Raw genomic sequence first — 587 nt, forward strand, 5'->3', positions numbered from 1 at the left:
TTTTCGAACTTCCACGCATCCGCACCGCTGACCGCGTCGATGGCGTTGACCACCGGCTGGTTAGCGCCGACGTAGACGTTATCCGGCGCGATTACGGTGGCCGAACCGGTGGTGCTGTTGGCAGCGACGATGACCGTGGTGCCATCGGTCAGCTTGAAGTACAGCTCCGAGTGGTTGTTGATCGGCAGACCGTCTTTGTTGGTCAGCGTGATGGTGTAAGTGATCTCGCCGCCTTCGGTGACCGAAGGTGTAGCGGTCAGCTTGGCCACCACTTCATCGATGGTGTCGGTCACTTTGACCGAAGCATCACCACCCAACTGCAGGTTCTCGAAAGTAGCGCCCGTGACGTCCACAGCCGACTTGATGCCCAGGGTGATTTCGCCGGCGTCTTGGTAGACGTCGTCACCTTGTGCCGCGTGCTCGTACGACGCGCTGGTCTCGCCAGCCTTGATGGTGACCTGGGCGTTGTTGCTCAAGGTCACGACCAGGTCGTGCGCCAGTGGCTGATTGACGTGCACGGTGAACGTCGGTTTGACGTTCTCGGCGACGGATTCCTGGTCAGCCGTGATAGTTACCTTGACGATGTC

At 59.6% G+C, this 587-nt stretch carries 1 protein-coding gene; it reads right to left on the minus strand.

The features are described 5' to 3' along the window. A partial coding sequence (locus ACNFBR_RS29255) for an immunoglobulin-like domain-containing protein (RefSeq protein WP_416737879.1) occupies positions 1-587 on the minus strand: 587 nt, incomplete at both ends.

Origin of the sequence: Pseudomonas sp. NY11955, assembly GCF_048068035.1 — a bacterium.
GTDB lineage: Bacteria > Pseudomonadota > Gammaproteobacteria > Pseudomonadales > Pseudomonadaceae > Aquipseudomonas.